This window comes from Nesterenkonia halophila (genome assembly GCF_009467795.1).
GTDB classification, from domain to species: domain Bacteria; phylum Actinomycetota; class Actinomycetes; order Actinomycetales; family Micrococcaceae; genus Nesterenkonia; species Nesterenkonia halobia.
On record NZ_WIAX01000002.1, the window covers coordinates 1 to 22,242 of the forward strand.

The following is a 22,242-nucleotide window of genomic DNA, read 5'->3' on the forward strand; positions in this document are numbered from 1 at the left end:
GAGAAGGCTGAGGACTGATCATGAGCGAAACCAACACCGAGGCACAGGGCACCGAGCGCGCCTACCGCAAGAACCTGCGCGGCGTCGTGGTGTCCGACAAGATGCACAAGACCATCGTGGTCGCCGTCGAGGACCGCAATAAGCACTCCCTGTACGGCAAGGTGATGAAGCGGCACTCGAAGTTCACCGCGCACGATGAGAACGAGGAGGCCGGCGTGGGGGACACCGTCCAGCTCGCCGAGACTCGTCCGCTCTCGGCGACCAAGCGCTGGCGCCTGGTGCGCATCATCGAGAAGGCGAAGTGATCTCCGGACTCTCCGGCATCACCGCGTCACCGCTCGACGCTGCGGCCTAGCATGACGGCTCGGGGCCCGACTCACCTGCTGAGTTGGGCCCCGAGCTGTTTTCAGGTATGCTATTGAGGCTGTGCGCCCTTGTATGCGGGGCCTCCACCCCGCAGTCCTCCCGCGGTGATCATCGCGGGGAGGGTCGGAGGACAGCGCACGTCCCCCATCCATGCCGCCTCGGCCTCGTGAATCAGGCGCCGCGTCGTTGCGGCCGGACTCGTTCCGGCCGGCACGACGCAGTCCACGTGGGTAAGCGGCCGGGGGAGGTTCATTCGGAAGTTCCGCCAGGCTCGCCGCACCAGCGGGGAGAACCGGCGAGACGACAGGAGTAGACAAGTGATTCAGCAGGAATCGCGGCTGAAGATCGCTGACAACACCGGGGCCAAGGAACTCTTGGTCATCCGTGTGCTCGGCGGATCCGGACGCCGCTATGCAGGCATCGGCGACATCTTCGTCGCCACCGTGAAGGACGCCATCCCCGGCGGCAACGTCAAGAAGGGCGATGTCGTCAAGGGCGTGGTCGTGCGGTCGCGGAAGAAGTCCCGTCGCCACGACGGGTCCTACATCAGCTTCGACGAGAACGCTGCCGTCATCCTCAAGGGTGAGACCCAGGACCCGCGTGGTACCCGCATCTTCGGCCCCGTGGGCCGCGAGCTGCGCGACAAGAAGTTCATGAAGATCGTCTCGCTCGCGCCGGAGGTGCTCTGACTCATGGCAAACATCAAGAAGGACGACCTCGTCCAGATCCTGTCCGGCAAGGACAAGGGCATGCAGGGCAAGGTCCTCGAGGTGCGGCCGCGCGAGGAGCGCGTCGTCGTCGAGGGCGTCAACCGGATGAAGCGCCACCTGCGCGCCGGCCAGGCCGGCAGCACCGAGGGCGGCATCGTGGAGTCCGAGGCCCCGCTGCACATCTCCAACGTGGCCGTGGTGGACCCGGAGACGGGCAAGCCCACCCGCGTCGGCCACCGGGAGGAGACCGTCGAGCGTGACGGCCGCACCAAGACCGTGCGGGTCCGCTACGCCAAGGCCTCCGGAAAGGACCTGTGATGACCGAGGTGCAGAGCGTGACGCAGAAGATCACCCCCCGACTGAAGACCAAGTACCGCGACGAGATCCGCGGCACGATGCAGGAGCAGTTCTCCTACGGCAACGTCATGGAGGTGCCCGGCCTGGTGAAGGTCGTGGTGAACATGGGCGTCGGCGAGGCGGCCCGCGACTCCAAGATCATCGACGCCGCCGTGGCGGACCTGACCAACATCACCGGCCAGAAGCCGAAGATCACCCGGGCCCGGAAGTCGATCGCGCAGTTCAAGCTGCGCGAGGGCCAGCCGATCGGCGCGCACACCACGCTGCGCGGCGACCGGATGTGGGAGTTCCTCGACCGTCTGGTGACCTTCGCGCTGCCGCGCATCCGCGACTTCCGCGGGCTGAGCGACCGGCAGTTCGACGGCAACGGCAACTACACCTTCGGACTGAGCGAGCAGTCGGTGTTCCACGAGATCGATCAGGACAAGATCGACCGCCCGCGCGGCATGGACATCACCGTCGTGACCTCCGCGAAGACCGACGACGAGGGTCGCGCGCTGCTGAAGGCGCTCGGCTTCCCGTTCAAGACCGACCAGTAAGCACTACGCCGCAGGTCCTTTCACCAGAGGTTCTGTCGGGTCGCCGCCCCTCCGGGCGGCGGGCCCAGAGTTCCTTCGGAGATCGGAAACCGTGGCGGGGAAGGGCGAACGCCCCTCATGACAATGACTGACCCAGTCGCAGACATGCTCACGCGTCTGCGCAACGCCAACTCGGCTTTCCACGACGAGGTCTCCATGCCCAGCTCCAAGCTGAAGGTGCGTGTGGCCGACATCCTGAAGGCCGAGGGATACATCACCGACTGGCGCGAGGAGGAGGCCGAGGTCGGCAAGACCCTGGCCATCGACCTCAAGTTCGGTCCCGACCGCGAGCGGTCCATCGCCGGCCTGCGTCGCATCTCCAAGCCCGGTCTCCGGGTGTACGCGAAGTCCACGAACCTCCCGCACGTGCTGGGCGGCCTGGGCATCGCGATCCTGTCCACCTCCTCCGGTCTGCTGACCGACCGGCAGGCAGCCAAGAAGGGCGTCGGCGGGGAAGTCCTCGCCTACGTCTGGTGACGCGAAGGGAGTCGAAGCACTATGTCACGCATCGGTAAGCTTCCGATCACCATTCCTGCCGGCGTCGAGGTCGACCTGAAGGGTCGCGACCTCACCGTCAAGGGACCGAAGGGCGAGCTCGCCCGCACTCTGGCCGAGGGCATCGAGGTGTCCCTCGAAGAGGACACCATCACGGTGACCCGTCCCGACGACGAGCGGGAGTCCCGCTCGCTGCACGGCCTGACCCGGACGCTGGTCGCCAACATGGTCCACGGCGTCACGGAGGGCTTCACCAAGAAGCTCGAGATCGTCGGGACCGGCTACCGCGTCCAGGCCAAGGGCTCGGACCTCGAGTTCGCGCTGGGCTACTCGCACTCCATCGAGATGGCGGCCCCCGAGGGGATCTCCTTCCAGGTGGAGGGCGCGAACAAGCTCTCGATCTCCGGCATCGACAAGCAGCAGGTCGGACAGGTCGCCGCGAACATCCGCAAGCTGCGCCGTCCCGACCCGTACCAGGGCAAGGGCGTCCGCTACGAGGGCGAGCAGATTCGCCGCAAGGCCGGAAAGGCAGGTAAGTAAACCATGGCTATTGGTATCCAGGGCAAGTCCAAGTCCGCTGCCCGCGGCCGCCGCCACATCCGCCTGCGCAAGAAGATCGACGGCACCGCCGAGCGTCCGCGCCTGGTGGTCACCCGGTCCTCCCGGCACATGGTCGCCCAGGTCGTCGACGACCAGCAGTCCCACACGCTGGCCTCGGCCACCACGATGGAGGCCGACCTGCGCAGCTTCGACGGCGACAAGACCGCCAAGGCGAAGAAGGTCGGCGAGCTCATCGCCGAGCGCGCTCAGGCGGCCGGCATCGACGCCGTGGTCTTCGACCGCGGCGGCAACAAGTACCACGGTCGCGTGGCCGCCGTCGCCGACGGCGCCCGGGAGGGTGGTCTGCAGCTGTGAGTGAGAACACCGACAACACTGAGAAGGTTTCATCTGTGACTGAGACCAACGACAACTCCGTCGAGGCCGCCGAGAAGGCTCAGGGCGGCGGCGACACCCAGCAGGCCGACCAGAACAGCTCGTCCCAGGGCGGCCGTGAGGACCGCGGCGGCCGTGGTGGCCGCGGCGGTCGCGGTCGCGGCGAGGGCGGCGGTCGCGGCGGCGGCCGCGGCGGCGGCCGGGACGACGACCGGGACAAGTTCCTCGAGCGCGTCGTCACCATCAACCGCGTCTCCAAGGTGGTCAAGGGCGGTCGTCGCTTCAGCTTCACCGCGCTGGTCGTCGTCGGCGACGGCGACGGCATGGTGGGCGTCGGCTACGGCAAGGCCAAGGAGGTCCCCGCGGCCATCCAGAAGGGCGTCGAGGAGGCGAAGAAGAACTTCTTCCGCGTCCCCCGCGTCGGCTCCACCATCCCGCACCTGGTCAAGGGAGAGGACGCCGCCGGCGTCGTGCTCCTGCGTCCGGCCTCGCCGGGTACCGGTGTGATCGCCGGCGGCCCGGTGCGTGCGGTCCTCGACTGCGCGGGCGTCCACGACGTGCTGACCAAGTCCATGGGCTCGGTCAACTCGATCAACATCGTGCACGGCACGATCGACGCGCTGAAGCAGCTCGAGGAGCCCGAGGCTGTGGCCGCCCGCCGCGGCAAGCCGCTCGACGAGGTCGCTCCGGCGCCGATGCTCCGCACTATGGAGGCGGACCGTGCCGCCCGGGCAGATAAGGCAGGTGCATGAGGATGAACGACATCCAGACCACCGCGAAGAACGTGGTCGCCAGCGACGCGAAGCTGGAGATCACCCAGTCCAAGTCCACCATCGGCGCCACGCCGGCCCACCGCGAGACGGTGCGGTCGCTGGGCCTGAAGCGCGTGGGACACACTGTCGTCCGCGACGCCGACGCCGTGACCGTGGGCATGCTGAACTCCGTGAAGCATCTCGTGACCGTCGAGGAGGCGAAGTGACGATGGCAGACAACAACGCTGCAGAGTCCGACGTCCTCAAGGTCCACGACCTGCGTCCGGCCCCCGGCTCCAAGAAGTCCCGCCAGCGTGTGGGTCGTGGCGAAGCGTCGAAGGGCAAGACCGCAGGCCGTGGCATGAAGGGGACCAAGGCTCGCTACCAGGTGCCGGCAGGCTTCGAGGGCGGGCAGCTTCCGCTGCACATGCGTCTGCCGAAGCTGCGCGGCTTCAAGAGCCCGTTCCGCGTCGAGTACTCGCCGGTCAACCTCTCCAAGCTGGGCGAGCTGTACCCGTCCGGCGGCGACGTGACCGTCGACGACCTCGTCGGCCAGGGCGTGGCGAAGAAGGGGCGGCCGGTGAAGGTCCTCGGCTCCGGGGAGATCTCCGTGGCCGTGAACGTGACGGCGCACGCCTTCTCGTCCTCGGCCGTGGAGAAGATCCAGGCCGCCGGCGGCTCGGTCACCACGATCGAGCAGGGCTGAGAAGTCCTCTCGCCGATCTGACATGACGGCCCCCGTCGACCTCCGCAGATCCCGCTGACGCGGGGCTGCGGAGGGTCCGGCGGGGGCCGTCGTGCATCTGCGGGCACGCGTGTCCGTGCCACGATTCATCCCGCCCGCGTCACGGGCGTTAGTATGGCTGTCTGTGTGACCGCACACCTCGGCAGACACCGGGGCGCGCCGCAGGCTCGGAATCCGTCCACGACGGAGCCGGACCGCGGCGCCCAGCGTGCCCGACGGTCGCCGCACGGACTGCTTCAGCCCCACAGGAGGACGCTTGTTCAGCGCAATCGCCCGGGTGTTCCGGACACCTGACCTGCGCCGGAAGATCTGGTTCACGATCGGGATCATCGCGATCTACCGCATCGGTGCCTTCATCCCCGCGCCAGGAGTGGACTACGGGACTGTGCAGCAGTGCCTGGCCCTGGGCAACACCGAGGGCGGAGCCTATTCCTTCGTCAACATGTTCTCCGGCGGGGCGATGCTGCAGGTGTCGATCTTCGCGCTGGGCATCATGCCCTACATCACCGCGGCGATCATCGTGCAGCTGCTGCGCGTGGTCATCCCGCGCTTCGAGAATCTGCAGCGGGAGGGCCCGCAGGGGCAGGCGAAGCTCACTCAGTACACCCGCTATCTGACCATCGCGCTGGGCACGCTGAACGCGACCACCATCGTCACCATGGCCCGCTCCGGGGCCCTGCTCAGCTGCGACCTGCCGATCGTGCCGGACGACAGCCTGGGCGTCATCCTGCTGATGATCCTGACTCTGGTGACCGGCGTCGCGCTGATCATGTGGCTCGGCGAGCAGATCACCGAGCGCGGCGTCGGCAACGGCATGTCCATCCTCATCTTCGTCTCCATCGCCGCCGGCTTCCCCGGTGCGATGGGCGAGATCTGGTCGACCCAGGGCTGGCGGATCTTCGCGCTGGTGCTGCTCATCGGTCTGGTGGCCATCGCCGCAGTCGTCTTCGTCGAGCAGTCGCAGCGCCGCGTGCCGGTGCAGTACGCCAAGCGGCAGGTCGGCCGCCGCACGTTGGGCGGGTCCTCGACCTACATCCCGATCAAGGTGAACATGGCCGGCGTGATCCCGGTCATCTTCGCCTCCTCGGTGCTGACGCTGCCCTCGGTCATCGCGCAGTTCAACCAGCCGGCTCCCGGCGAGGACGTCGGCCCGGTGATGCAGTTCATCCAGCAGTACTTCTCCGGCGGGACGCACCCGGTGTACATGATCTGCTTCTTCCTGATGACCATCTTCTTCACGTACTTCTACGTGACGATCACCTTCAACCCGAACGAAGTCGCCGAGAACATGCGTAAGTTCGGCGGCTTCATCCCGAGCGTCCGGGCCGGCCGCCCCACGGAGCGCTACCTGAGCTACGTGATCTCTCGGATCACCTTCCCCGGCTCCCTCTACCTGGGCTTCATCGCGCTGATCCCGATGATCGCGATGGTGCTCCTCGGGGTGAGCCAGAGCTTCCCGTTCGGCGGCACCTCGATCCTCATCATGGTGGGCGTGGGGCTGACCACGGTGAAGCAGATCAACGCACAGATGGAACAGCGAAACTACGAAGGACTTCTGCGATGACACGTATGCTGATCGTCGGACCGGCCGGCTCGGGCAAGGGCACCCAGTCGACGCGCATCTGCCAGGCCCTGGGGATCGTGGCGATCTCCACCGGGGACATCTTCCGCGCCAACATCAAGGGCGGCACCGAGCTGGGCCGGGAGGCCCAGCAGTACGTCGACGCCGGCGAGCTGGTGCCGGACTCGGTCACCAACCGGATGGTGGAGGACCGGCTGTCCTGGGACGACGCCGCCACCGGCTTCCTGCTCGACGGCTATCCGCGCAACCTGAGCCAGGTGAGCGCGCTGGACGAGATGCTCGAGCGTCTCGACGTCTCGCTCGACGTGGTCCTGGAGCTCACCGCCGACCGCGAGGAGCTGATCCAGCGGCTGACGAGGCGCGCCGAGATCGAGGGCCGCGAGGACGACGCCGACGAGGACGCCATCCGTCGCCGCCTCGAGCTCTTCGACACCGAGACGGCGCCGATGATCGCCGAGTACGAGTCCCGCGGCCTGCTGCGGCGTGTGGACGGCCTCGGCGACATCGACGAGGTCACCGCCCGCATCATGGACGTGCTGAAGGGCTGATGGGGATGCTTTCGCGCCGGCGCATCGAGCTGAAGACTCCGGAGCAGCTGCAACACATGGACGCCGCCGGCTCCGTGCTGGCCGGCGCGCTGGACGCCGTCGTCGCGGCCGCGGTCCCCGGGGTGACCACCGGGCAGCTGGACCGGGTGTTCGCCGCCTTCATCGCCGAGCGCGGCGCGACGCCGAACTTCCTGGGCTACTACGGCTTCCCGGGCAGCATCTGCGCCTCGGTCAACGACGAGGTCGTCCACGGCATCCCGGGGGAGCGGGTGCTCGCCTCCGGGGACGTGCTGACCGTCGACGCCGGCTGCATCATCTCCGGCTGGCACTCCGACTCGGCCCGCACCGTGGTGCTGGGCTCCTCCGCGCAGGGAACCGCCGACGCCGGCGACGAGCGGCTCTCGGCGATCACCCGCGGGGCGATGTGGGCCGGCGTCGCCGCCTTCGCCGAGGCGAAGCACATCGGCGAGGTCGGCGAGGCGATCGAGGCGTTCGTGGCTTCCCAGGAGGGGGAGCGGCTGGGCATCCTCGAGGAGTACGTCGGCCACGGCATCGGCTCGGCCATGCATATGGCGCCGGACGTGTTCAACTATGCGGCCGGATTCCGCGGCGCGCGGGTCCGTCCGGGCATGGCCGTGGCGATCGAGCCGATGCTCACCCGCGGCGGGATCGCCACCCGCGTGCTCGACGACGACTGGACCGTGGTCACCGAGGACGGCGCCCGGGCCAGCCAGTGGGAGCACTCGGTGGCCCGCCACGACGACGGCATCTGGGTGCTCACCGCCCACGACGGCGGGGCCGCCGAGCTCGAGCCGCTGGGCGTGACGCCGACGCCGATCCCGCAGGGCTGAGCGGCGCCGTCGGCCGCGCCGGGGTCTCCGAGCGGCCGGGGCGAGGCTCGCGGCGGCCCTACCCGCGCCGGTGAGGAGGGCGCGGGTGGGGAATTGCCCGAGCCCGTCGGATTCGGGTACTATTGACTGCTGGTTGTCTCTGTGGGTCGACTGTGCCCTCATGCGCGCCGACGGGTCCTCTCCCGTCGAGCATGCAGAGACGTCTGACCAGAAACTGAACCAGATTCTCCCCGGTCTGCCCCGACGATGACGGCGCTCTGCGTCGGCCGTGCGGCGACGTGCCCTCGTGCGCGCGCCGCGGCCGCCGTCCGAGCCGACCCCGCTCCGAGCGGCGGCGTCGACGGGATCGGAGGGATCGCGAACGGTGTGGAGCATATGGGTAAAAAAGAAGGTGTGATCGAGGTGGAGGGCCGGGTGACCGAGGCTCTCCCCAATGCGATGTTCCGCGTGCGTCTGGAGAATGAGCACGTGGTGCTCGCCACGATCTCGGGCAAGATGCGTCAGCACTACATCCGGATCCTCCCCGAGGACCGGGTCGTGGTGGAGATGAGCCCGTATGACCTCAACCGTGGACGAATCGTCTACCGCTACAAGTAAAGAGGAAAGCCATGAAGGTTCACCCGAGCGTGAAGCAGGTCTGCTCTGAGTGCAAGATCATCCGCCGCCGCGGTGTGATCCGAGTGATCTGCAAGAAGAACCCGCGTCACAAGCAGCGCCAGGGCTGACCCTCACCTTCTCGACGTAGAACGCGTGAGGGCGCGCCGAGCGCCTCGACAGCTCAATACCAGCACGGCAGTGCAGTCCGTCGATGAGCTGGACGGACAGACCCCCGGTTGCCGAAGGCCGGGGACCCGCTGAAGGCGTCGCCTCCGACGTCGGCCGCGAGCGGTCCAGATGGGAGCGCACTGTCGAAGACCTTCGGACGACAGCAAGGAGGACTGCCACGATGGCACGTCTGGCAGGTGTGGACATCCCGCGCGAGAAGCGCACGGAGATCGCACTCACTTACATCTACGGCGTCGGCAAGACCCGTGCAGCAGAGACCGTCGAGGCCACGGGCATCTCGCCGGAGACCCGCGTGAAGGACCTCACGGACGAGCAGCTGGTCGCACTGCGTGACTACATCGAGGGCAACTTCCAGGTGGAGGGCGACCTTCGCCGCGAGGTGGCCGCCGACATCCGCCGCAAGGTCGAGATCGGGTCGTACCAGGGTCTGCGGCACCGCCGCGGCCTGCCGGTCCGCGGTCAGCACACGCAGACCAACGCCCGCACCCGCAAGGGTCCGAAGAAGACCGTCGCAGGCAAGAAGAAGTAGTTCGGCGCGCCGAGGATCCCTGAGGATCCCCCGCTGATCCGACCAACTCGAGTCACGGAGAAGATATGCCCCCCAAGAACCGCGCAGCGGCCCGCAAGCCGCGCCGCAAGGCAAGCAAGAACATCACGCAGGGTCAGGCCCACATCAAGTCGACCTTCAACAACACCATCGTCTCGATCACCGACTCCACCGGTGCGGTGATCTCCTGGGCGACCTCCGGCGAGGTCGGGTTCAAGGGCTCCCGCAAGTCCACCCCCTACGCCGCGCAGATGGCCGCCGAGCAGGCCGCCAAGCGGTCGCAGGAGCACGGCCTGAAGAAGGTCGACGTGTTCGTCAAGGGCCCGGGCTCCGGGCGCGAGACCGCGATCCGCTCTCTGCAGGCCGCCGGCCTCGAGGTCGGCTCCATCCAGGACGTCACGCCGAGCGCGCACAACGGCTGCCGCCCGCCGAAGCGTCGTCGCGTCTGAGCGACCTTCTACAGACAGCGCCTCCGCCGCGGCCTGCGGGCCGCGGCGGGGTGAGAGCATCATCATCAGTGAGAATGCGTCATATAGCGGATGCACTCTGAAAGGAATCATCAGTGCTCATTGCACAGCGCCCCACGCTGACCGAAGAAGTTGTCGCAGATGACCGTTCGCGCTTCGTCATCGAGCCCCTGGAGCCGGGCTTCGGCTACACCTTGGGCAATTCGCTGCGTCGCACGCTGCTCTCCTCCATCCCGGGGGCGGCGGTGACCAGCGTCCGCATCGACGGCGTGCTGCACGAGTTCAGCACGGTCGCCGGTGTCAAGGAGGACGTCACCGAGCTGGTGCTGAACATCAAGCAGCTCTCGGTCTCCTCGGAGCACGACGAGCCGGTCGTGGCCTACCTCCGCAAGGAGGGGCCCGGCCAGGTGACCGCCGCGGACATCACTCCGCCGGCCGGCGTCGAGGTCCACAACCCGGACCTGCACCTCGCCACGCTGAACGAGGAAGGCCGGATGGACGTCGAGTTCACCGTCGAGCGCGGCCGTGGCTATGTCTCCGCGGAGCAGAACAAGACGGCCGACGCCGAGATCGGCCGGATCTCGGTGGACTCCATCTACTCGCCGGTGCTGAAGGTCAGCTTCAAGGTCGAGGCGACGCGCGTCGAGCAGCGCACCGACTTCGACAAGCTGATCGTCGACGTCGAGACCAAGCCGTCGGTCGCCCCGCGGGACGCGCTGGCCTCGGCCGGCACCACGCTGGTGGAGCTGTTCTCGCTGGCCCGCGAGCTCAACATCGCCGCCGAGGGCATCGAGATCGGCCCCTCGCCGACCGACGCCGCCCTGGCGCAGGACATGGCCCTGCCGATCGAGGATCTGGAGCTCACCGTGCGCTCCTACAACTGCCTCAAGCGCGAGGGCATCCACACCGTCGGCGAGCTGGTGGCCCGGTCCGAGGCCGACCTGATGGACATCCGCAACTTCGGTGCGAAGTCCATCGACGAGGTCAAGGACAAGCTGACCGAGCTCGGTCTGTCGCTGAAGGACTCCCCGGCCGGGTTCGACCCGACGGCGGCCCGCTTCCAGGAGGCGGGCGACGAGGAGCCCTCCGTCGACGAGCAGCTGTAAGTTCGGCGACGACCACATCATTCTGCGCGCCGGCCGCGCCGAGCTGAGCTCTCGGGGCGTCCGGAGCCCCATCCAAGGAGAACGAGACCATGCCTACCCCCACCAAGGGACCGCGCCTGGGCGGGAGCCCGACGCACGAGAAGCAGATGCTGGCGAACCTGTCCGCGAACCTGATCGAGCACCGCTCGATCACCACGACGCTGACGAAGGCCAAGCGGCTGCGCCCCTACGCCGAGCGGCTGATCACCATCGCCAAGAAGGGCGACCTGCACGCTCGTCGTCAGGTGGTCAGCAAGATCAGCGCGCGCAACTCCACCAACCAGGCGGTGGTGCACGAGCTGTTCACCGTGATCGCCCCGGCGATGGAGAACCGTCACGGCGGCTACACCCGCATCACCAAGATCGGCAACCGCAAGGGCGACAACGCCCCGATGGCCGTCATCGAGCTCATCATGGAGCCGGTGTCCCCGAAGCAGGCCGTGGTCCAGGAGGCCGAGCAGGCCGCCGCCACCGCGCCCGCCGAGGAGAGCCCGGCCGAGGAGACCGAGCAGCCGGCCGAGGAGACCGAGGCCGTCGAGGCTGAGGCCGCCGAGCCGTCGGAGCAGGCTGAGGGCGAGGAGTCCGAGGAGACCTCCGAGGAGAAGTGATCCTCGCCTGATCCTCGACCGTCGCCGGTCCGCCGGCGACGTCGCCGCACTGAGGCCCCCGACCCGTGACGGGTCGGGGGCCTCAGTGCGTCCGGGGCCGGGACCTGGAAGGGGAGTCTCGGGACGGGAGCGGTGAGCCCGAGGCGGGGTGAGTGCTCGATAGGCTGGAGATCATGTCCTCCGCCGCAGATGTCAGTGCCCCGCAGGAGATCGTGACTCCGGTCCGCGTCCGCCTGGACCTCGCCTATGACGGCGCGGCGTACCACGGCTGGGCCGCCCAGCCGGGACTGCGCACTGTCGAGGGGGCGCTGCGCGAAGGGCTGGCCACGCTGATCCGGCGGGAGGTGCCGGTCGTCGTCGCCGGGCGCACTGACAGCGGCGTCCACGCCCGCGGCCAGGTGGTGCACTTCGACCTCAGCGCGGAGGAATGGGCCGGGCTCTCCCGCGGGCGGGACATCGCCCCGCAGGATGCGCTGCTGCGCCGCATCGCCGGTGTGCTGGCGCGTCAGGAGGGCGCCGTCGTCGTCCGTGCCGCCCGTCGCGTCCCGCCGGCCTTCGACGCGCGCTTCTCGGCGCTGAGCCGCAGCTACAGCTACCGGATCGTCGACGACGACGCACAGCGTGACCCGCTGAGCCGCGGGCACACGGTGTGGCATCGCCGGGGGCTGGACGTGACGCTGATGGACGCCGAAGCCGCCCTCGTCACCGGGCTGCACGACTTCGCCAGCTTCTGCCGGCCGCGGGAGACGGGCACCACCGTCCGCGAGCTGCAGGACTTCCGGATCCGCCGCGACGCCGACGGCGTGATCATCGCCGAGCTGACCGCCGACGCTTTCTGCCACCACATGGTCCGCGCGCTGGTCGGCGCTTGCCTGGAGGTGGGCGAGGGGCGACGCGCGCCCGGATGGCTCGTCGAACGGCTGGGACGGCGCAGCTGGGACGCCGAGGTCCGCCTGGCCCCGCCGCACGGTCTGGTGCTGGAGGCGGTGAGCTACCCGCCCGACGACCAGCTGGCCGCCCGCGCCGCACTGACGCGGGCGCTGCGCGACGCGCCCTCGGCCGGCGGAACCCCGGGGCAGACGTGAGGTTCCTCACGGCCCTGAGGTCGACTGTCGGGCCGCCCGCTCGGCGCGTTCCGCCTCATGTCGGGGATCCGCCGGTGAGCCAGCCCACGAGACGCCGATCATGTCGTCGGATGCCGCGTGGCGGGACGCACGTCTGAGGCGCATACTCGTGCGGGCGCTCTCACCATGAGCGACGACCGGCGGCCTCTGCACGGATTCACCTCCCGGCGGCGAGGCCCTCCCCACGTGACACCCGCAACCTGAAGGAACGACGACCAGAATGAGCATCAACTCCCGCTCACAGGACCTCGCGGCCACCTCAGTGGCCTGGGTCGTGCTGGTGGCCGCGTTCGGCGGCTTCCTCTTCGGCTTCGACACCGCCGTCATCAACGGTGCCGTCTCGGCCATCCAATCCGCCTTCGGCCTCTCCGACTGGCTGATCGGCTTCGCCGTCTCCTCCGCCCTGCTCGGCTGCATGGTCGGCGCCTGGGTCGGCGGCTCGCTCTCCGACCGGCTCGGTCGCGTCGGGGCGATGCTGATCGCCGCCTCGGCCTTCTTCGTCTCCGCGATCGGCTCCGGGCTCTCCGTCGGCCCGGTGGACCTCATCGCCTGGCGCCTGCTCGGCGGCGTCGGGGTGGGCATGGCCTCGGTCATCGCCCCGGCCTACATCGCCGAGGTCGCCCCGACGAACCTTCGCGGCCGGCTCGGCTCGCTGTGGCAGCTGGCCATCGTCGTCGGCATCTTCGCCGCGGCGGTCTCCAACGCCTTCGTGGCCAATCTCGCCGGCGCCTCGGACTCCGCGCTGTGGCTGGGCATGGACGCCTGGCGGTGGATGTTCATCATCGAGGCCGCCCCTGCGCTGATCTACGGCCTGCTGGCCACGTCCATCCCGGAGTCCCCGCGCTACCTGGTCTCGCGCGGCGACGACCGCCGCGCCGCCCAGGTGCTGCGCGAAGTCGTCGGCCTCTCCGAGGAGTCCGAGGTCCGCGAGAAGATCGCCGAGATCTCCCGGACGATCAACCTCGAGTCCCGGCAGAAGATCCGCGACCTCGTCGCCGGCGGCAGAATCATGCCGATCCTCTGGGTGGGCCTCGGCCTGGCGGTCTTCCAGCAGTTCGTCGGCATCAACGTGATCTTCTACTACTCCAACACGCTGTGGCAGGCGGTCGGCCTCACCGAGGACCAGTCCTTCCTGATCCAGGTGATCACCACCTCGGTGAACATCCTCGCCACCGTGATCGGCATCCTGATCGTCGACAAGGTCGGGCGGCGGATGCCGCTGGCCGCGGGCTCGGCCGGCATGGCCGTGGGCCTGGGCATGATGGCGGTGGCCTTCAGCCAGGCGGTCACCGTCGGCGGCGAGCTCGAGCTGCCCGGCGCCTGGGGCATGATCGCGCTGATCTCGGCCAACGTCTTCGTGCTGTTCTTCGGCGCGACCTGGGGACCGTTCATGTGGGTGCTGCTGGGCGAGATGTTCCCCAACCGCATCCGCGCCATCGCCCTCGGCGTCTCGGCGGCGGCCAACTGGCTGGCGAACTTCGTCATCTCGACAGTCTTCCCGTCCATGGCGGACCTCTCGCTGGTCTTCGCCTACGGCTTCTACGCCGTCTCGGCGCTGCTCTCGCTGGTCTTCGTGCTCAAGTGGGTCCCGGAGACCAAGGGCCGCGAGCTCGAGGACATGTCCGAGGGGGCCTACGAGCGGTCGCACTGACCCGCGCCGTCCCCACCACCGATGGCTCTGGAGTTCGTGCCCGGGCTCCCCGGTTCCGGCCGGGGGTCCGGCCCGAACTCCAGAGCCATCGTCCTGTGTGCGGCCTGCAGCGGCCGGGCCGCGCCGGGGTGGGACGGTGCTCAGCCGTCGATGACGGCGGCGAGCTCGTCCAGGAAGCCGGCGAAGCCCTCGCCGCGGCGGATGATCCGGGTGACGCTGTCGCGTTCGCTGAAGACTTCGACGAGCTGCTCGAAGACGGTCTGGAAGGCCTCGCGCTCCTCCTCGCTGAATGCTGTCAGCGCCACCACCTGGACCCGGGAGTCGCCCCAGGGCAGCGAGCCGTCGGCGATCCCGATGGAGATCGCCGTCCGCGAGGCGGTCATCCGCAGCGCGTGCGGCACCGCCAGCGTCTCGGTGAAGGCGGTGGAGGAGAGCTGCTCGCGCTCGACGGTGTTCTCCACGTACTGCTGATCGATGACCCCGCGGGCGACGAGCGGCTCGGCGAGCGCGCGGATCGCCTCCTCCTCGTCGGCGGCGACCAGCGGGCGGATGAAGGCGTCCTCGCTCAGGTACCGCGACAGCTCCGCGCGCAGCCGGGCCAGCCGCAGGCTCCGCCGCCGTCGGGCGGCCGCCGCGGAGATCCGCCCCAGGTCCCCCTCGGAGAGGAACGGCGGCAGCCGCACGGTCCGCTCGTCGGGCTGCGGCGGCTCGATGGTGGTCAGCACCAGGTCGGTGTCCACCGCCTCCCAGTCCGGGTCGACGCCGGTGAGCACCTCGGTGACCTCGATGGAGGGACCCAGCGAGCGGGCGATGCGCGAATGCAGCAGCTCGTGCAGCTCGTAGTAGCCGGGGCAGACGATCGTGGCGGTCAGCACCGTCTCGGCCTGCCGGCTGCGCTCCAGGCGCCCGCCGACGTGCATGGCGATATAGGCGATCTCGTCGTCGTGGATGGTCACCTCCAGCTGCTCGCCGACGTCGCTGGCGATGGAGACTGCGACCTGGAAGATCATCGGGAAGTCGGACTTCAGCGAGCGGGTCAGCGGGTTCCGCGACGGCGCGTGCTCCCGGGCGCGCAGCACCAGGTTCTGTACATGCAGGGTCAGCCGGCGGATGAAGTCCTCATGGGCGATGTCGACCAGGTAGCCGTGGGCGGCCCGGGTCACCGCCGTGCGCACCGCCTCCTCGACCGTCGGATCCAGGCGCACCCGCTCCTCGGCCGCGCCGCCGGGGGCGACGACGCGGGTGAGCACCAGCGAGGTCAGATGCTGCAGATCGCCGGAGCCCATGGCGACGTCGAAGTGTCGGAGGCACAGAGTGTCGAGCACCTCGGCGAGGCGCCGCTGGTCCTCGTCGGCCTCGCCGCGGGTGGTCTCCAGCGCCCGGCCGCGCGAGACGCGGTCGGCGGCGATCGCGATGTGCAGCGCGACGTCGGCGGCGGCGAACTCGTTGACGTAGTAGCCCAGGGCGGCCAGTTCGGCGCCCAGCTGCTGGGTGAAGGGGCCGAAGGCCCGGTCGTCGACCGTCTCCAGTCCGGCGGCCCGGCGCAGCACGCCGACGTCGAAGGTGCCCTCCTCCATCTCGTCGTGGGCCAGTCGGGAGACCAGCCGACGCCGGGAGATCTCGTCGCCGTCGAGCGTCACGATCGAGCCGCTGCGGCGCAGTCGCAGTGCCGTGTCCTCCAGCAGGCCGCGGATGCGGGCGAGGTCGGCCTCCACGGTGGCGTCGCTGACGTGATGCCGCTCGGCGGCGGCGAAGACGTCGAGGCCCTGATCGGCGTCGAGCAGCTCGCGCACCAGGCGGTGCAGCCGGTCGCGCGGGCTGGCGCGCTGTTCGCCGCGCAGCGTGGCCAGCACGGCCCGGTCGGCTCGGTAGCCGGCCGGGCCGGACTCCACGGCCTCGCCCTGGCCGGCGTGTGCGGCGCGGGCGTTGATCCGGGCGATGTAGGAGCGCACGCTGCGCGGGGTGACCCCGAGCCGGTCGGCGAGTGCGGCGGCGGTGATCCAGCCGTCGCCGTGCAGCAGGATGCTGATCAGCTTCTCCCGGCGCTGGCCGGTCATGCGCTCCACTCCACGGCCTCCACCCTACCGCCCGTGCCGCGGGCCGGTCCGAGGGCGGGAGAGGTCCGGGTGACCGCGCGGCGAGCGGCGGATGGACGCGGGGAGACGGGCGCGTGGCCTGCAGATTTCCGCCCCCGGGGAAACAGCCATGGTTGTGACCCAGGTCGCCGGGGCAGAGAATCTGAGAGGAAGAGGAGGAGTGAGCGATCGATGGAGATCCTGGTGGTCTGCGGCGCCGGCGCGTCCAGCACGTTCGTCGCCCAGCGCATCCGCCGCGGCGCGGAGGCCGAGGGCCTGGATCTCCGCGCGTCCGCCGGCACCGAGGCGATGCTGCCCGGGGCCGTCGACACCGTCGACGTCGTCCTCCTGGGGCCGCAGCTGGCGGACCGCGCCCCGGAGATCCGCCGCCGCGCCGCGCTCGTCGGCGCCGCCGCGGCGGTGCTGCCGGAGAACGTCTTCCGCGATCCCGACGGGACGGCCGCCCTCGAGCTGGCCCGCCGCGAGCTCGCCGCCGTCCGGGCGGGCGCCGGCCCCGCCGGCCCCGCCGACACTGCCGACACCGCTGACGCCGATCACTCTGCTCAGGAGGATTCCCCATGATCATCCGCACCCATGACCGCCCGACGGCCGCCTCGGCCGCGACGCCCTCGGAGGTGAGCCGCTGATGGCGCGCCTGGAGGGCATCGGCGTCGGCCAGGGCGTCGCGCACGGACCGGTGGCCCGCATGGCCCCGGTCCCCGAGGCTCCGGGGGAGGAGCAGTCCGCGCTCACCGCCGAGCAGGAGACGACCCGGGTCGAGGAAGCCGTGGCCGCCGTCGCCGAGGACCTGAAGGCCCGCGGCGAGGCCGCCGGCGGCTCCGCCCGCGACGTGCTGCAGGCCCAGGCCATGATGGCCAAGGACCCCACGCTGAAGAAGGCCGCGGCCGCGCGGCTGGAGAAGGGACTGACCGGCGAGTTCGCCGTCCACGACGCCTTCGCCGAGTTCCGCGCCACGCTGGAGGGCATGGGCGGCTACATGGCCGAGCGCGCCGCCGACCTCGCCGACGTCTCGCAACGGGTCATCGCCCGGCTGCGCGGGCTGCCGGCTCCGGGCGTGCCGACGCCGGGCCACCCGTTCGTGCTGGTCGCCGAGGACCTCGCCCCGGCCGACACTGCGCTGCTGGACCTGGATCAGGTGCTCGCCGTGGTGACCATCCAGGGCGGGCCGACCTCGCACACTGCGATCCTCGCCCGGGAGAAGGCGATCACCGCCGTCGTCGGCGCCGTCGAGGCCGACCAGCTGCACGACGGACAGACGGTGATCGTCGACGCCGCCGACTCGGCGGTGCTCACCGAGGTGAGCGAGGGGCAGCGCGCCGAGGTGCAGCGGCGCATCGACGAGCGCGCCGCCGCCGTGGCCGCACCGGTGACCCCCGGGGCGCTCGCCGACGGCAGCGAGATCCCGCTGCTGGCCAACCTCGGCTCGCCCGACGGCGCGGCCGAGGCCGTGGAGCTCGGCGCCGAGGGCGTGGGCCTGTTCCGCACCGAGTTCCTCTTCCTCTCCGCCGACGCGGCGCCCGACGTCGCGACCCAGCGGGAGGCCTATCGGCGGATGCTGGAGGCCTTCCCCGGGAAGAAGGTCGTCGTCCGCGCGCTCGACGCCGGGGCGGACAAGCCGCTGCCCTTCCTCACCGAGGAGGAGGAGAACCCGGCGCTGGGTCGTCGCGGGCTGCGGGCGCTGCTGGCGCACGAGCAGATCCTGCGCGACCAGCTGACCGCGCTGGCCGAGGCGGAGGCGGAGAGCGAGGCCGACGTCTGGGTGATGGCCCCGATGGTCTCCACCGTCGCCGAGGCCGAGCAGTTCGTCGCCCTCGCGCGCGAGCACGGGCTGCGCACCGCCGGGGTGATGGTCGAGGTGCCGTCCTCGGCGCTGGTGGCCGAGCCCATCCTGAGGCATGCGGACTTCGCCTCGATCGGCACCAACGACCTGACCCAGTACACGATGGCCGCCGACCGGCTGCTCGGCTCGGTCGCCGATCTGCAGGACCCGTGGCACCCCGCGGTGCTGCGGCTGGTCGGCGAGGTCGGCTCCGCCGGAGCGGCCACCGACTCGCCGGTGGGCGTCTGCGGCGAGGCCGCCGCCGACCCGCTGCTGGCCCTGGTGCTCGTCGGCCTCGGGGCGACCAGCCTGTCGATGGCCCCGGCCGCGCTGGCCGACGTCCGCCTCGAGCTGCGCCGGCACACTGCCGAGACCGCTCGGGCCGCCGCGCAGGCGGCGCTCGCGGCGGGAGACGCCGCGGGCGCGCGCGGCGCTGCGCAGCAGGTCCTGCGCGAGGCCGCGCAGGGCTGAGCCCGCCGGGGACCTGCTCGGCTTCCTCCTCGGGGCGGGGAGACCGTTCCTCCCCGCCCCGCCGGGGTCCTGTCCCGCACCGGTCAGGGCGTCCGCCCTCCGATCACTCCCGACACCCACTGATATGAAAGGTCGACGATGACCACCCAATCCCCCGAGCGCGGCTCGTCGCCGGGCAGCCTGCGTGTCGGCGTCCAGAAGTTCGGCTCCTTCCTCTCGGGCATGATCATGCCCAACATCCCCGCGCTGATCGCCTGGGGACTCTTCACCGCGTTCTTCATCGAGGTCGGGTGGACCCCGCACGCCGCCCTGGCGACGGTGGTCGGGCCGATGATCCACTACCTGCTGCCGGTGCTGATCGCCATGCAGGGCGGCAAGATGGTCCACGACGTCCGCGGCGCCGTGGTCGGCGCCGTGGCCACCTTCGGCGCGATCGCCGGGTCGGATCACCTCATCGCGCAGTTCAACGCCTCGCTGCCCGAAGGCGAGGACGCGCTCGGCGAGGTGCACATGTTCATCGGGGCGATGATCCTGGGCCCGCTGAGCGCCTGGGCGATGAAGAAGGTCGACGGCGTCCTCGACGGCCGCATCAAGGCCGGCTTCGAGATGCTGGTCTCGATGTTCTCCGGGGGCTTCCTCGCCTTCGGCATGAGCCTGGTGGGCTTCTTCGGCGTCGCTTCGCTGGTCAACATGATCATGGACGTGCTCGGCCGCGGCGTGGAGTGGCTCATCTCCACGAACCTGCTGCCGCTGACCAGCGTCCTCATCGAGCCGGCCAAGGTCTTCTTCCTCAACAATGCCATCAACCACGGCGTGCTCACGCCGTTGGGCGTCTCGGAGGTCGACTCGGCCGGCCAGTCGATCCTGTTCCTCCTCGAGGCGAACCCCGGTCCGGGGCTGGGTCTGCTGCTGGCGTTCTCGGTCTTCGGCGTCGGTGCGGCGCGAGGCTCCGCCCCGGGCGCGGCGATCATCCAGTTCTTCGGAGGCATCCACGAGGTCTACTTCCCCTACGTGCTGATGAAGCCCACGCTGCTGATCGCGGTGATCGTCGGCGGCGCCACCGGCGTGGGCACCAACGTGCTCTTCGACACCGGTCTGCGCGGACCGGCGGCTCCGGGATCGATCTTCGCCGTGGTCGGGCAGACAGCCTCGGGCAGCTACCTGGGTGTCATCCTCTCCGTGGTGCTCGCCGCGGCGGTGACCTTCGTCGTCGCCTCGTTGATCCTGCTGGCCGGGCGGAAGAAGGACCTGGAGAGCGCGGACGACTTCGCCGAGGCCGTGGCGAAGACCGAGGCCACCAAGGGCAAGTCCTCGGCGGCGCTCTCCGGCCTCGCCGCACAGGCCTCCGGGGGAGCCGCCGTCGCGCAGAAGAAGATCGAGCGGATCATCTTCGCCTGCGACGCCGGCATGGGCTCCTCGGCCATGGGCGCCTCGGTGCTCCGGAACAAGATCAAGGACGCCGGCATCGGGGGCGTCTCGGTGACCAACAAGGCCGTGGCCGCCCTGCCGGGCGACACCGACCTGGTCATCACCCAGCAGCAGCTCACCGACCGGGCGAAGGGCCAGGAGCCCGATGCCGTCCACGTCTCGGTGGACAGCTTCATGGACGCCCCCGAGTACGACGAGGTCGTCGAGATGGTCCGGCAGTCCGCCGAGGACGGCGGCGCCGAGCCGGCCGAGGCCGCTGCGCGGGGCGCGGCGGACGAGCCCGCCGCCCAGGACGGCCCCGGCGAGATCCTCACTCTGGACCGGGTGCGCATCCATTCCGGCTCGGCCACTCAGCAGGAGGCCATGGCCGAGGCCGCCGAGGTCCTCGTCGCCGCCGATGCGGTCACCGAGGACTATCTGGCGGCGATGCAGGCCCGCGAGGAGACCGTCTCGACCTTCATGGGCAACGAGCTGGCCATCCCGCACGGCACCGGTGAGGCCAAGGACGCGGTCAAGGCCTCCGCGCTCTCGGTCGCCCGCTATGACGGCGGCGTCGACTGGAACGGCCAGCGGGCCATCTTCGTCATCGGCATCGCGGGCGTCGGGGACGAGCATCTGCAGATCCTCTCGCGGATCGCGAAGCTCTTCTCGAAGGTCGAGACCGTCGAGCAGCTGAAGGCCGCGACCACCGAGCGGGAGCTGCACGAGCTGCTCTCGTCGATCGAGCAGAGCTGAGGAGCACGATCATGGCTGACAGCACGAACAGCGCCGCCCGGCCCACGGCGGTCCATTTCGGCGCCGGCAACATCGGCCGCGGCTTCGTCGGGATGCTGCTGCACGAGGGCGGCTACGAGGTCGTCTTCTCCGACGTCGCCGCGCCGCTGGTCGACGCGCTGGCCGCGGCCGACTCCTACACCGTCCACGAGGTGGGCACGGGCGGCGTCGACCGCGAGGTCACCGGGTTCCGCGCGGTCAACTCTGCGCAGGACCCGGAGGCCGTCGCCGCCGAGCTCGCCGGAGCCGCCGCGGCGACCACCGCCGTCGGCCCGACGGTGCTGCGCTTCATCGCCCCGCATCTGGTCGAGGGGCTGCGCCGGCGCGACGCCTCGGCCGAGCCGCTGCAGATCATGGCCTGCGAGAACGCCATCGGCGCGACGGACACGCTGCGCGAGCACATGGTCGCCGCGGCCGCCGACGTCGGTGCGGACTGGGCGGAGCTCGCGGCGAAGGCGGTCTTCGCCAACACGGCGGTCGACCGCATCGTCCCCGGCCAGCCGGAGGACGCCGGACTGGACGTGACGGTCGAGCCCTTCTACGAATGGGCCATCGAGCGCGGTCCCTTCGGTGACCGGCCGCCTGAGGTGCCCGGGGCGCACTTCGTCGACGCGCTGGGTCCCTATATCGAGCGCAAGCTGTTCACCGTCAACACCGGCCACGCCGCCGCGGCCTACCTGGGCGCACGGGCCGGACACGGCACCGTCGCCGAGGCGCTGGCCGACGAGCGGGTCGCCGCCGGCGTCGCCGCCGCGCTGCAGGAGACCTCGGCGGTGCTGCACGCCCAGCACGGGTTCAGCGAGGCGGAGATGGCAGACTACCGGGCCACGATCCTGCGGCGCTTCGCCAACCCGGCCCTGCCCGACACCGTCGGCCGGGTGGGGCGCCAACCGCTGCGCAAGCTCTCCCGGCACGAGCGGCTCATCGGCCCGGCCGCCGCGGCCGCGGAGCGGGGGTTCTCGGTCGACGGGCTGCTCGCCGTCGTCGACGCCGCGCTGGCCTTCCGTGACGCCGGCGACGAGCAGGCCGGCCAGCTGGCGCGGCTGCTCGCCGAGCTGCCGCCGGGCGAGCTGGTCGCGCGGATCACCGGGCTGGAGGACGAGCATCCGCTGGCGCCGCGGGTGCAGGAGCTGATGGCCCGCCACCAGACTTGACGCCCTCAGGATGACTCGGCGGAAAGCGTGGGAGAATACTCGCATTCCCGCACTTTCCGCCGAGTCATCCCGAGGTGGGAGGAGAGGGAGCGGAGCGGGGCGGAGGGCAGTCTTTGCCCCGCCCGGCCCGAACGGCTATACTCTATTCCTGTTGTGCGTGTCCACCCCCGCGGGCACTCGTGTCGAGGCGGCTCAGTTGCATGGCCGGATGCCTCCACGAGCGGCAGGGGAAACCACGGGCCCGGCATCTTCTCG

Annotated in this window: 26 protein-coding genes; 25 read left to right on the forward strand and 1 reads right to left on the reverse strand. The window is 70.3% G+C overall.

What is annotated here, in order from left to right:
- Positions 1-20: 20 nt before the first annotated feature.
- The 21 genes from rpsQ to GCL72_RS01160 all read left to right on the forward strand — a co-directional run bounded on the left by rpsQ (position 21) and on the right by GCL72_RS01160 (position 14,245).
- Positions 21-305 (forward strand): 30S ribosomal protein S17, encoded by a 285-nt coding sequence (gene rpsQ, locus GCL72_RS01060; RefSeq protein WP_153142869.1) that lies wholly within the window; start codon positions 21-23, stop codon positions 303-305.
- A 378-nt stretch (positions 306-683) separates the two neighbouring features.
- Positions 684-1,055 (forward strand): 50S ribosomal protein L14, encoded by a 372-nt coding sequence (rplN, locus tag GCL72_RS01065; protein WP_010524186.1) that lies wholly within the window; start codon positions 684-686, stop codon positions 1,053-1,055.
- A 3-nt stretch (positions 1,056-1,058) separates the two neighbouring features.
- Positions 1,059-1,394 carry a 50S ribosomal protein L24 gene (rplX, locus tag GCL72_RS01070; protein WP_153142870.1) on the forward strand — a complete coding sequence of 112 codons (336 nt, stop codon included), beginning with the start codon at positions 1,059-1,061 and terminating at the stop codon, positions 1,392-1,394.
- Positions 1,394-1,972 carry a 50S ribosomal protein L5 gene (gene rplE, locus GCL72_RS01075; protein ID WP_153142871.1) on the forward strand — a complete coding sequence of 193 codons (579 nt, stop codon included), beginning with the start codon at positions 1,394-1,396 and terminating at the stop codon, positions 1,970-1,972. Before rplX ends, rplE begins: the two co-directional genes overlap by 1 nt.
- Before the next feature lie 117 nt (positions 1,973-2,089).
- Positions 2,090-2,488, forward strand: coding sequence for a 30S ribosomal protein S8 (rpsH, locus tag GCL72_RS01080; protein ID WP_153142872.1), 399 nt, complete (start codon positions 2,090-2,092; stop codon positions 2,486-2,488).
- A gap of 21 nt (positions 2,489-2,509) precedes the next feature.
- Positions 2,510-3,046: a 50S ribosomal protein L6 gene (gene rplF, locus GCL72_RS01085; RefSeq protein ID WP_153142873.1), complete on the forward strand. Its 537-nt coding sequence runs from the start codon at positions 2,510-2,512 to the stop codon at positions 3,044-3,046.
- Positions 3,047-3,049: 3 nt separating this feature from the next.
- A complete protein-coding gene (rplR, locus tag GCL72_RS01090; RefSeq protein WP_153142874.1) occupies positions 3,050-3,421 on the forward strand; it encodes a 50S ribosomal protein L18 in 372 nt (123 codons plus the stop codon).
- On the forward strand, positions 3,418-4,191 hold the full coding sequence (gene rpsE / locus GCL72_RS01095) for a 30S ribosomal protein S5 (RefSeq protein ID WP_153142875.1): 774 nt from the start codon (positions 3,418-3,420) through the stop codon (positions 4,189-4,191). The genes rplR and rpsE overlap by 4 nt, the downstream gene beginning before the upstream one ends.
- Positions 4,188-4,418 (forward strand): 50S ribosomal protein L30, encoded by a 231-nt coding sequence (gene rpmD, locus GCL72_RS01100; protein WP_211364932.1) that lies wholly within the window; start codon positions 4,188-4,190, stop codon positions 4,416-4,418. Before rpsE ends, rpmD begins: the two co-directional genes overlap by 4 nt.
- 2 nt (positions 4,419-4,420) lie before the next feature.
- Positions 4,421-4,897, forward strand: coding sequence for a 50S ribosomal protein L15 (gene rplO / locus GCL72_RS01105; protein WP_153142877.1), 477 nt, complete (start codon positions 4,421-4,423; stop codon positions 4,895-4,897).
- 295 nt (positions 4,898-5,192) lie between these two features.
- Positions 5,193-6,500 carry a preprotein translocase subunit SecY gene (gene secY / locus GCL72_RS01110; protein WP_153142878.1) on the forward strand — a complete coding sequence of 436 codons (1,308 nt, stop codon included), beginning with the start codon at positions 5,193-5,195 and terminating at the stop codon, positions 6,498-6,500.
- Positions 6,497-7,066, forward strand: coding sequence for an adenylate kinase (locus GCL72_RS01115; protein ID WP_153142879.1), 570 nt, complete (start codon positions 6,497-6,499; stop codon positions 7,064-7,066). Before secY ends, GCL72_RS01115 begins: the two co-directional genes overlap by 4 nt.
- Before the next feature lie 5 nt (positions 7,067-7,071).
- Positions 7,072-7,917, forward strand: a complete 846-nt coding sequence (map, locus tag GCL72_RS01120; RefSeq protein ID WP_153142985.1) for a type I methionyl aminopeptidase — start codon at positions 7,072-7,074, stop codon at positions 7,915-7,917.
- A gap of 375 nt (positions 7,918-8,292) precedes the next feature.
- Positions 8,293-8,514 carry a translation initiation factor IF-1 gene (infA, locus tag GCL72_RS01125; protein WP_010524174.1) on the forward strand — a complete coding sequence of 74 codons (222 nt, stop codon included), beginning with the start codon at positions 8,293-8,295 and terminating at the stop codon, positions 8,512-8,514.
- Between the two features lie 11 nt (positions 8,515-8,525).
- Positions 8,526-8,642, forward strand: a complete 117-nt coding sequence (rpmJ, locus tag GCL72_RS01130) for a 50S ribosomal protein L36 (RefSeq protein ID WP_010524173.1) — start codon at positions 8,526-8,528, stop codon at positions 8,640-8,642.
- A 221-nt stretch (positions 8,643-8,863) separates the two neighbouring features.
- Positions 8,864-9,232, forward strand: a complete 369-nt coding sequence (gene rpsM / locus GCL72_RS01135; protein ID WP_153142880.1) for a 30S ribosomal protein S13 — start codon at positions 8,864-8,866, stop codon at positions 9,230-9,232.
- Between the two features lie 65 nt (positions 9,233-9,297).
- Positions 9,298-9,699, forward strand: coding sequence for a 30S ribosomal protein S11 (rpsK, locus tag GCL72_RS01140; RefSeq protein WP_010524171.1), 402 nt, complete (start codon positions 9,298-9,300; stop codon positions 9,697-9,699).
- A 113-nt stretch (positions 9,700-9,812) separates the two neighbouring features.
- Positions 9,813-10,823 carry a DNA-directed RNA polymerase subunit alpha gene (locus tag GCL72_RS01145; RefSeq protein WP_153142881.1) on the forward strand — a complete coding sequence of 337 codons (1,011 nt, stop codon included), beginning with the start codon at positions 9,813-9,815 and terminating at the stop codon, positions 10,821-10,823.
- Positions 10,824-10,912: 89 nt separating this feature from the next.
- On the forward strand, positions 10,913-11,470 hold the full coding sequence (gene rplQ, locus GCL72_RS01150) for a 50S ribosomal protein L17 (protein ID WP_153142882.1): 558 nt from the start codon (positions 10,913-10,915) through the stop codon (positions 11,468-11,470).
- A gap of 173 nt (positions 11,471-11,643) precedes the next feature.
- Positions 11,644-12,555, forward strand: coding sequence for a tRNA pseudouridine(38-40) synthase TruA (truA, locus tag GCL72_RS01155; RefSeq protein WP_153142883.1), 912 nt, complete (start codon positions 11,644-11,646; stop codon positions 12,553-12,555).
- Positions 12,556-12,814: 259 nt separating this feature from the next.
- Complete coding sequence (locus tag GCL72_RS01160; RefSeq protein ID WP_153142884.1) at positions 12,815-14,245, forward strand: sugar porter family MFS transporter; 1,431 nt, start codon at positions 12,815-12,817, stop codon at positions 14,243-14,245.
- Positions 14,246-14,385: 140 nt separating this feature from the next.
- Here GCL72_RS01160 and GCL72_RS01165 read toward each other — a convergent pair whose 3' ends face one another.
- On the reverse strand, positions 14,386-16,302 hold the full coding sequence (locus GCL72_RS01165; protein WP_153142885.1) for a BglG family transcription antiterminator: 1,917 nt from the start codon (positions 16,300-16,302) through the stop codon (positions 14,386-14,388).
- A 210-nt stretch (positions 16,303-16,512) separates the two neighbouring features.
- On the opposite strand from GCL72_RS01165, the gene GCL72_RS09920 reads away from it, so the two are divergent.
- The 4 genes from GCL72_RS09920 to GCL72_RS01185 all read left to right on the forward strand — a co-directional run bounded on the left by GCL72_RS09920 (position 16,513) and on the right by GCL72_RS01185 (position 21,987).
- On the forward strand, positions 16,513-16,902 hold the full coding sequence (locus tag GCL72_RS09920) for a PTS sugar transporter subunit IIB (RefSeq protein ID WP_153142886.1): 390 nt from the start codon (positions 16,513-16,515) through the stop codon (positions 16,900-16,902).
- Between the two features lie 64 nt (positions 16,903-16,966).
- Positions 16,967-18,631: a phosphoenolpyruvate--protein phosphotransferase gene (gene ptsP / locus GCL72_RS01175; protein WP_153142887.1), complete on the forward strand. Its 1,665-nt coding sequence runs from the start codon at positions 16,967-16,969 to the stop codon at positions 18,629-18,631.
- Positions 18,632-18,769: 138 nt separating this feature from the next.
- Entirely contained in the window at positions 18,770-20,794 is a 2,025-nt protein-coding gene (locus GCL72_RS01180) for a PTS mannitol transporter subunit IICBA (protein ID WP_153142888.1), read from the forward strand.
- 11 nt (positions 20,795-20,805) lie between these two features.
- Positions 20,806-21,987 carry a mannitol-1-phosphate 5-dehydrogenase gene (locus GCL72_RS01185; RefSeq protein ID WP_153142889.1) on the forward strand — a complete coding sequence of 394 codons (1,182 nt, stop codon included), beginning with the start codon at positions 20,806-20,808 and terminating at the stop codon, positions 21,985-21,987.
- Positions 21,988-22,242: the final 255 nt, after the last annotated feature.